The 8922-nt window shown below is 71.1% G+C and carries 8 protein-coding genes and 1 tRNA gene; 2 read left to right on the forward strand and 7 right to left on the reverse strand.

Annotation, left to right across the window (positions count from 1 at the left end; all coding sequences use genetic code 11):
- Positions 1-31 precede the first annotated feature (31 nt).
- Positions 32-1033: a cobalamin biosynthesis protein gene (locus ACWJ6R_RS23830; protein ID WP_449064365.1), complete on the reverse strand. Its 1002-nt coding sequence runs from the start codon at positions 1031-1033 to the stop codon at positions 32-34.
- Positions 1008-1637: a phosphotransferase gene (locus tag ACWJ6R_RS23835; protein ID WP_449064366.1), complete on the reverse strand. Its 630-nt coding sequence runs from the start codon at positions 1635-1637 to the stop codon at positions 1008-1010. Before ACWJ6R_RS23835 ends, ACWJ6R_RS23830 begins: the two co-directional genes overlap by 26 nt.
- A 420-nt stretch (positions 1638-2057) precedes the next feature.
- Here ACWJ6R_RS23835 and ACWJ6R_RS23840 point away from each other — a divergent pair.
- Positions 2058-2131, forward strand: a tRNA-Arg gene (locus tag ACWJ6R_RS23840).
- Positions 2132-2393: 262 nt separating this feature from the next.
- Here ACWJ6R_RS23840 and ACWJ6R_RS23845 read toward each other — a convergent pair.
- The 5 genes from ACWJ6R_RS23845 to ACWJ6R_RS23865 all read right to left on the reverse strand — a co-directional run bounded on the left by ACWJ6R_RS23845 (position 2394) and on the right by ACWJ6R_RS23865 (position 6633).
- Positions 2394-2909, reverse strand: coding sequence for a hypothetical protein (locus ACWJ6R_RS23845; protein WP_449064367.1), 516 nt, complete (start codon positions 2907-2909; stop codon positions 2394-2396).
- Positions 2910-2935: 26 nt separating this feature from the next.
- Positions 2936-3763, reverse strand: a complete 828-nt coding sequence (locus ACWJ6R_RS23850; protein WP_449064368.1) for a tyrosine-type recombinase/integrase — start codon at positions 3761-3763, stop codon at positions 2936-2938.
- 374 nt (positions 3764-4137) lie between these two features.
- A complete protein-coding gene (locus ACWJ6R_RS23855; protein WP_449064369.1) occupies positions 4138-4794 on the reverse strand; it encodes a response regulator in 657 nt (218 codons plus the stop codon).
- The gene (locus ACWJ6R_RS23860) at positions 4791-5936 is read right to left on the reverse strand and encodes a sensor histidine kinase (protein WP_449064370.1); all 1146 of its coding nucleotides are present in this window, start codon (positions 5934-5936) and stop codon (positions 4791-4793) included. Before ACWJ6R_RS23860 ends, ACWJ6R_RS23855 begins: the two co-directional genes overlap by 4 nt.
- 1 nt (position 5937) lies before the next feature.
- On the reverse strand, positions 5938-6633 hold the full coding sequence (locus ACWJ6R_RS23865; RefSeq protein ID WP_449064371.1) for a hypothetical protein: 696 nt from the start codon (positions 6631-6633) through the stop codon (positions 5938-5940).
- Positions 6634-7617: 984 nt separating this feature from the next.
- Here ACWJ6R_RS23865 and ACWJ6R_RS23870 point away from each other — a divergent pair.
- A complete protein-coding gene (locus ACWJ6R_RS23870; protein ID WP_449064372.1) occupies positions 7618-8412 on the forward strand; it encodes a DUF6348 family protein in 795 nt (264 codons plus the stop codon).
- The last annotated feature ends 510 nt before the right edge of the window (positions 8413-8922 follow it).

The raw sequence follows: 8922 nt of genomic DNA on the forward strand, positions 1-8922 counted from the left end.
GCCGGACGCCCGGCGGTCGTCCGCGCGGCGGTCAGCCGCGCAGTGCGGCGAGGACGGCGAGTCCCGCAGCGGCGAACCCTACCGCGCGCGCCAGCCGTACCGAGCGGCGGATGTCCGGGACCGACGGTTTCGGCCCGTCGCCCATCTCCGGCCGGTGCTCGACGCGGTCGCCGTAGACGTTCGCGCCGCCGAGCGTGACGTCGAGCGCACCGGCGAACGCCGCCTCGCACCGGCCCGAGTTCGGGCTCGGATGGCGGTGGCCGTCCCGGCGGAGTACGGCCAGCGCCCGCCCGGCCGAACCGCTCACCAGCGGGGCGCCGAGAGCCGCGAGCACCCCGGTGATCCGGGCCGGTACGGCGTTGGCCACGTCGTCGAGCCGGGCGGCGGCCCAGCCGAAGCGCTCGTAGCGGGCGTTGCGATGGCCGACCATGGCGTCCAGGGTGTTGACCGCGCGGTAGACGAGCAGCCCGGGGACCCCCGCCACCGCCCCCCACAGCAGCGGCGCGACCACGGCGTCGGAGGTGTTCTCGGCGATCGACTCGACCGTGGCCCGGGCCAGCTCGGGCGGCTCCAGGCGGGAGGGGTCGCGCCCGCACAGGTGCGAGAGCCTTCCCCGGGCCCCGGCGAGGTCACCGGCCTCCAGGAAGGACGCCATGGCCGCGCCCTCGCGCCCCAGCGTGGTCCCGCCCAGCACCGACCAGGTCGCCACGGCGCTCACGGCGCCCCGCGCCAGGGGATGGCGCACCCGGGACGCGGCCGCGCCGAGCAGCGCCACGGAGCCGACGCAGAGGGCGACGTGGACGACGCCGGCGGCCCGGGCGTCGCCGTACGTCCTCTTCTCCAGCGCCGCGGCGGCCGTGCCGAACAGCGCGACCGGGTGTCCGCGGCGCGGGTCGGCGAAGATCGCGTCGAGCACGACGCCGGCGAGCATCCCGAGGGCGTGGGCTCGTGCGCCCGCTCTCGCGGATCCAACGGATGCGGTCTTCCCGGAGGCGGATGCGGTCTTCTTAGACGAGATGGGCATGAAGCTCATCCTGGTGCGTGTCGAGCCATGCCCCGGCCCTGCGGATGCGCGTCCCCGCGCCCTCGGCCCACATGCGGGCCCAGCCGCCGCCCGCGGCGGCCCTGGTGCGCATGATGACGTAGGAGCGGCTGAAGCGGAGGCGGGCGAGGTCGAGGAGGCGCCTGCGGTCGCGGGGCGGCAGGCCGTACGCGTCGCAGAACAGGCGCAGGCGGGGGCCGACCGCCAGATCTCGCTGGGCCGGGTCCAGATCGACGGGGTCCGCCAGGGGCGCCCAGTGGCGCAGCGTGGTCACGACGTCGAACAGCCGGGTGGTGGGCCGGGCCAGGTCGAAGTCGATGAACGCGTACGGCAGGCCGTCCCGGAAGAGCACGTTGTCGAGGTTGACGTCGCAGTGGCCGACCAGTTCGGGGGTCCGGTCGTCGTTGGAGCCGTCCTCCCAGACCGCGTCGCGGGGCGGCAGGAAGGTCTCGGCGGCGTCGTGGAAGCGCCGCAGCAGCCCGGCCAGGGCCGCCAGTGCCTCGTCGGTGACCGCGTACGGCGGCAGCGGCCGGACTCCGGACTCGCCGTCGAGGTAGGTGAGAATCTCCCGTCCCCGCTCGTCGAGGCCCACCACCCGGGGCGCCCGTCGAAACCGGCGGCCTCCAGGTGCCGGAGCAGCGCGTGCACGGACGGCGTGGACGGCCGGGTGGGCCTGCGCACGGTCTCCCCGACGCGCACCACGCCCTCCGTCACATCGCCGCCCAGCAGAGGGATCTCCTCGTTGGACGTGGTGACGAACATGGCAATCGAGCCTAGACCGACCCGTCCGGTGGTCGGGCCCGTTTCGGCCGGACCGGTACCCGTCCGCGGGAAAGACTCCTCGACACCCCGGACATCGCCTGACTCATCCCCTCCCGCCCGGTTCGACCTCGCATTTCTCGGTCTCCGCTCCCCCGCCGGGACGGCACTCCGACCCTCTCCCGGAGTGATCTTCCTGACACGGTGGGAAAACCGATGCATGGGCACTCGCCGGATCATGCACAATTAGGCAGGAGCGCCCTTAGCTCAGCTGGATAGAGCACCGGACTTCTAATCCGACGGTCGCAGGTTCGAATCCTGCAGGGCGCGCAACCGAGACCAGGTCATGTGCTGTCTGACCTGGTCTTTTGCATGTGATCACTCCGCCTCTCCCCTGCCGCCGCAGGTAGCCGGATGCAGCCGTATGCCACCGGTCGCGGAACATACACGGAATGCCCGCGGCCCCGTTCGCCCAGGTAGACCACAGGATTTTGCACACTCCTGTGCCGCTCCACGCCCGGACACGACGAAGGGCCCCGGTGTACTCCGGGACCCCCCATGCCCAACCCTGGCCGCCACGCCGCGGACTCCTCTATGCCGCACCACCGGCCTCGCCGTCGAGATGTGTGTCCGCGACTTCCACGATCCTGGCAGCCCGGTCACGAAGCTCCTCATCGGTCGGCGGCTCCCCACGCAGCGCCTCCCAGTCATCGATGAGAAGCATGAGCTCCGTGATCTCCTCCGGGTGTCCGCATGCGCTCATCGACTCGACGATGAGGAAGTCTGCCCCCTGCGGGAGCGGCAGGGAGCCCTCCGCGATGCCCTGGGCCACGTCGCGGGCGACCGCCCACGGATCACGCCGGACGTCGATCGGCGGGAAGCCGGCCTCGGTCAGCACTTGGCGGACCAGCGGCTCCACCTCGGACATCGGCCCGATGGAGAGCGTCTGTCCAGCCAGCTCCTGAACCGCAGGCGTGTCGAGGCCCCCTTCCAGGAGATCACAGGCCAGCCATCCGGCGTCCGGAACGGTTCCCTGTAGAGGCCGCTCGTGGAGAAGGTCGCCCCTCAACTCCGCGAGACGGCTCCGAAGGTCGGCGGAGAGTTCCACCCCGGCAGTATCTCGCGCCAGGCCGTTCACGCCGTGAGTGCTCCCTCTATCCGCTGGTTGGCCGCCTCGCGCTGGCCGTCGATGCACTTGGCGTAGACCTTGAGCATCACATCCACCCCATGCCCTGCTCTCTCAGCCGCCTCCGGGGCGTGTACTCCGGCGTTCAACCACAGCGACACCGCCGCATGCCGCAGATCGTACGGCCGGGCCGCCAGCGGCGAGGCGACCTGCTCGGGCGTGAAGGCGTAGGTCCGCGCCTCCTTCCAGACCTTGGCGTAGGCGGAACCGGAGATCAGGCCGCCCGTGCGGGTGCGGAAGAGCCGGTCATCCGGCCCGACGCCGAACCGGTCGATGTGCTCCCGCAGCATGGCCACCAGCTCCGGCGGGATCGGAACATTCCGGACCGTCTTACGGCCCCGGTGCTTGAGCCCGCGATCATCGTGCGTCTCCCCCGAGTCGGTGAACCGCTTGTTGCTCTGCGGCTTGGTCTTCTCCAACGTGAGCAGGCCCCAGCCGGACGCGGGAAGGTGGCAGTCCTTGGCCCGCAGTCCCGCCGCCTCGGCCGGCCGCAGACCGCCGAAGTACATGCACGCGAACATCGCCGTCAGCATCGGCCCGCGTGAACGGCCGACGTAGGTCACCGCCGTCAGCAGCTCCCGCGCCTGGACCGGATTGACCACCGAGCACCGGTCGATCTCTCCCGTGGACTTGACCCTACGGAGCTTGACCCGGTGCAACGGGTTCGCCGGAAGCTCCTCCCGCTCCACCGCGTACTCCAGCACGTGGTGGAAGACCGCCCGCTTGCGCCGGTAGGTCGAGGTGGCCGCCGCCGTGCCGTCCAGGAGCAGCGCCAAGGCCTCCAGCGGCCCGGGTGTGCTTGGCCTCCTCCAACGCGCTCAGGGGCAGTGAGGCCGTCTCCAGCCATCGCACCGCACGAGCGATCTCCGGCGAGGGCTCCGGTCGGCGCTCCTGCGGCAGGAAGGAGAACTCACGCAGCGCCCGCCGGATCGTCTCGTCGTCGAGGCGGCCGGGCAAGTCCCTCATCAGGACCGGGGTGATGTTGGCGAGCGTGTCCGTCATGCCTTCCCTGGTCTTGGCCGCCGCGTGGGGCCACCGGCGTGGACGTAGGCCACTGCGAAGGCAGGCATACCAGGTGCGCACGTCCTTGGCCTTGACCATCGAAGAGGGAAGACCGCTCTCCAGGTCGAACTGTCAATCCCCCGAAATATCAGACGAGGCCGGTCTCGTAGGCGACGATCACGAGCTGCGCGCGGTCGCGTGCCTGGAGTTTGGCCAGCAGCCGGCCGATGTGCGTCTTGACCGTGGCCATGCTCAACTGCAGGCGCGCGGCCAGCTCGGCGTTGGACAAGCCGTGGGCGATCAGCGTGAGCACTTCCCGCTCGCGGGCGGTGAGGCCGTCGAGGCTCGTGGCCGGCGGACGCCCCGGTCGCGGGCGGCCGGTGAACTCCGCGATGAGCCGTCGGGTGACCGAGGGCGCGAGCAGCGCGTCCCCGCCGGCGACCACACGGATGGCGTTGAGCACCTCCGCCGGAGGGGTGTCCTTGAGCAGGAAACCCGCGGCTCCCGCCCGAAGAGCCGCGTAGACGTAGTCGTCGAGGTCGAACGTGGTCAAGATGAGCACGCGGACGCCTGCCGTCGCAGGATCGCCGCAGATGCGGCGCGTGGCTTCGATGCCGTCCACATCGGGCATCCGGATGTCCATCAGGACGACGTCCGGTTTGTGCGCGCGGGCCAGTTCGACGGCCTCGGCGCCGGTGGCCGCCTCGCCCACGGCCTGGAGGCCCGGTGTGTGGTCGACGAGGACGCGGAAGCTGCCGCGCACCATGGCCTGATCGTCGGCGATCAGAACGCGGACGCTGTTCACGGGCTGCCCTCCCCCTCCAGCGGAAGCCGTACGGACACCGCGAAGCCGCCCCCCTCACGCGGGCCCGCGGTGAAGGTTCCACCGTGCATGAGGGCCCGCTCCCGCATACCCAGCAGGCCATGCCCGCCCGGCAGCCTGCGGCGCGGACCGCCGGGCCCGTCGTCGACGACGTCGATGGCGACGCTCCCGCCTCGGGCCGTCACGGTGACACCGCAGCAGGTCGGGGCGGCGTGCTTGACGACGTTCGTGAGCGCCTCCTGCACGATCCGGTAGACCGTCAACTGCGTTCCCTCGCTGAGGCCCGACAGGCCACGCACCTCCAGAACGACCTCGATCCCCGCCCGGCGCGCCTCCTCCGCGAGCCCGTCCAGTCCTCCGGTACCGGGCGCCGGTCCCATCGGCGCGCCGTCGGTGCGCAGGACGCCGAGTGCGCGACGCATCTCCGTCAGCGCCGACCTGCTGGTCTCCTCGATGACCTTGAGTGCCGTGACGGCTTCCTGCGGGTCGTCCGCTGCCACATGCGCCGCGACACCCGCCTTGACGGCGATGAGGCTGAGGTTGTGCGAGACGATGTCGTGCATCTCGCGCGCGATGCGCAGGCGCTCGGCCACCAGCGCGTGCCCGGCCTTCCTATGGCTTTCCGCCCGGCGGAAGCGGACGGCGAACCCGGCCGCCCACGCGCCGCCGATCACCACCAGCACCAGGGCGACCAGTCCGGCCGCGTCCTGTACGCCGCCCGACGGGGTGATCACCGCCTCTCCGAGGTAGACCCCTGCCGCCGCCACCGGGAGCACGACGGCCAGGGCGGGCACGGAACGGCGCGCGGGTTCCGCGAGCCCCACCAGGTAGGCGGCCAGCCCTGCCGGGATGTACGGCTCGCGCGTCAGGTCGAGGATCGACGCGCTGGCGAGGGCGGCGAGCACGACGCCGAGGACCGGCAGCGGCCAGCGGCGGCGCACCGCGATGGGCAGCCCGGCCGCCGCCGCGACGACCCAGGCCTGCCACGCCGGACCGCTGTAGGCGGGCAGGCCGTCCGTGGCGGGCGTACGCGCGAATTCCAGGTAGATCGCGGTCACGGCGACGGCTGCCATCAGATCGACGACGTACGGCAGCCGCTTCACGTGCCGGCCGTATCGTTCCACGTCATCCCGCCTGTCCCAGTACGACCATCAGCCCGACCGCGGCCAGCGTAATGGGTGCCCACCGCAGCACGGCTGCCCTGCTCGGTCGCGGGCGGGCGTTCAGCACGGTGAAGCCGTACGGGACGAATGCGATCGCGAGCCCGGTCAGGGCCACCAGAGAGAGCGGTGTGGTGCCCTTCAGCACGCCGAGCGGCAGTGCCGCCGCCGATGCCAGGGCCAGCGCACGGACCGGACCGAGCACGTGGGCACGCCAGGCACCGAACGCCAGGACCGGCCAACCCGCCAGGATGGCGACGTTCAGGAACGAAAGCGGCTGGAAGGCGCCGTACGTCTCGGACACCACCTCCGTGGCGGTGTCCGCGCCCACGACGTCGGTCAGCCGGAACGCCATGTGGTCGACTCCCGCGTGGAAGACCCGGGCGAACAGCCCCGACGTGGTGAGAAGCCCGCCCACCAGCCCCCACCCCGAGCCGATCCCGGCGGCGAGCAGCGCCACGGCCGGCCAGAGCAGGAGCGTGCCGACCGCGATCAAGGCGTAGGAGGCGGTCAGCAGCGCGGGCTCGCTCTCGTGCGCGGCGAGCTGGGCGGGATAGAAGAAGTCGTACGGCACGCGTAGCAGGGCGCCTGCCAGGAGGAGCAGCGGTGCCACCATCATGGTCGCGCCACCGGCCCAGCGGCCGGGAAAGTCGGATGTCATGTCCACGACCCTCCCGCGAGGGTCTCGTCCGGGGCGTCGGACCGTAGCCTGCTCTTTCGCGTCAGACCTGGGTATGACGCGATCGGGCTTCGGCCTCTTCGCTCTCGACGCCGTCAGTGGAAGCGACCGTCGACGCGGTGGACCACGGCGACACCGGCGGATCCGAAATGCCGGTGGTCCCGATCACGCATGCTCGCGGCGTGCTCGCATGTCCCGGAACGCGCCGTCGATGCCCGCTACGACCCGTCACCGGATCCGGGCGGAGTGCGGATGAAACACCACCAACCGGCATACGGAAACCCTGATCACCGCACCGGGCAACCGCCTTCTAATCCGACGGCCGCAGGTTCGAATCCTGCGGGGCACGCAACAGGATGGTCCGCGACATTCCGGTATGGCACCATCTAGACCATGACGATCAGAAAGGCCGATGCCGCGTAGACGGCCCGGCGCCCTGCGCGTACACCCGTGGGCGGACCGCCGAAGGTACCGCCCGGCTTCCAGGATTCCTGGCCTGTCCAGCCGGACCAGTGCGGCCATCGCCCGCATCGAACTCCAGAACCGCTATCTAGGACCCGGATCCGTCACGGCGGCCTTCGTCGAGTATCGACGGTTCCTCCGCCGGCCCGGCCGCTACCTCTACCTACCCGAACCCGACTGCCCCTGCTGCGATCCGATAGAGGCCCGCGACACCCTGGAATACGCTCTGCGGCGTCTCCGGCACTCCGCCAGGGCGGAGCTCTCACGACTCGTGACGAGACTGGACGAGGAGTTCTACCGCCGCACTCTCCCCGACCCTCGACCATGCCGGTGGCCGGGAGCCTTCAACGGATGGTGGTACCACCGCCTCTATGAAAGGTGATCGATCCATGCACGGCGAAGGGTCCCGGCGCGAACCGGTCGATGTGCGCTCGCAGCATGGCCACCGGCTCCGGCGGGATCGGAACCTCCCGGACCGTCTTGGAGTCACCCGAACGGGCGATCATGAACTGGATCGGACGGATCCGATGCGACGGTGGCGGCTGCCTGCCGTACGGTACGGTCTGCTCTGCAACGATCACGGTGAAACGCGAGGGAAGAGTCGTCATGGACGGTGACCGGCTGCCGGACGAGATGGTGCTGGGCATGGTCGCCCGGCAGTTGTCCGATGCCACGGGCAGGTCCTGGCGCGTCACGGACGACATGGTCAGAGGACCCGGCTCGGCCGCCGTCGTCCTCGGCGAGGATCACACCGGCAACCCCGGCCACCTCGATCTCGATTTCGTCCTCAACGTCGACCGGCCCGAGGACACCATGATCAGCGACTGCGTCGCGGGGTACGGCGCCACCCCCGAGGAGGCGGTGGACCGCGCGATCCGGTTCTGGCTGGGCACCACCGGCAGCGCCCTCCTCGAACTCCTCATCCAGGACGGCTCCTTCGCCTGCCACTTCGCCCCCGACGCACCCGACGGGTTCCCCGGCTGGCATGCCATCCACGGCGGCGTCACCGGCTGGGGCACGGGCGACGACTCCCTCGCCGTCCAGGACTGGGCGGTGGACAACCCGCTCCTGTCCCACCTGGCCCCGGTACTGGGAGACACGTTCGACCGCGACCACCTGATCGGCGTCAAGGCGTTCTTCGGCGGCGGCGAGGACACCGAGGCCGCCGAGATCCGGGTCGACGGCGTCCGCCATGAGGCGGCCTCGGAGGTGCTGGCCGGTCTGGACTGGCCCCGGCCGGCCGAATGCCTGTCCTACGCTCGGACGTTCCTGCTGCTCGTGCACAGAGAGACCGGATGAGAGCAGGGCACCGCGGATCGTGAAGGGCGCGATCTCAAGGATCTCGACGCCCTTGTCCCGATCGCCCATCGGAGCAACCGCAGCGCGGTGAGGGCCTTCGTTACGGCGGGGTGAACCGGGCGAAGAGCACGGTCGATCACCATGCCGCGTCCGTCTCCCTCGCCTGGCGGTCGAAGCGCGTGCCCGCCAGGCGAAGTCCTGCGACGCCAGGACCTGGGCGGGTGACATCACCGGCGGGCGGAGGGCTGAGAGCGGTCGCGGAACGAGGGTGGTCGTGCTTTGCCGATAGCGCGACATGACCGCACATCCCCGTGGGGGTAGGGGAGGTCCGGCGGGAAACAGGATGGTGAACGGGCTGCCACCGGAGCGGGCGGAAGCACCGACATGACCACGACGACAGGAGCCAGTCATGGAGGATGAACCAGCGGACCGCAGCGGGCCGACGTCGCCGGGCTCCGGCTGCTGCGCGGCGGGGCCGGCCTCGTCGCCGCCGACGGGGGGCGCCCTCGA

The organism is Planomonospora algeriensis (assembly GCF_977012225.1).

What these genes read in the sequence shown, in the direction of transcription:
- ACWJ6R_RS23830 (WP_449064365.1), bottom strand. Translation starts at nt 1,033, where the DNA reads ATGAGCTTCATGCCCATCTCGTCTAAGAAGACCGCATCCGCCTCCGGG.
- ACWJ6R_RS23870 (WP_449064372.1), top strand. Translation starts at nt 7,618, where the DNA reads ATGAACTGGATCGGACGGATCCGATGCGACGGTGGCGGCTGCCTGCCG.
- ACWJ6R_RS23865 (WP_449064371.1), bottom strand. Translation starts at nt 6,633, where the DNA reads ATGACATCCGACTTTCCCGGCCGCTGGGCCGGTGGCGCGACCATGATG.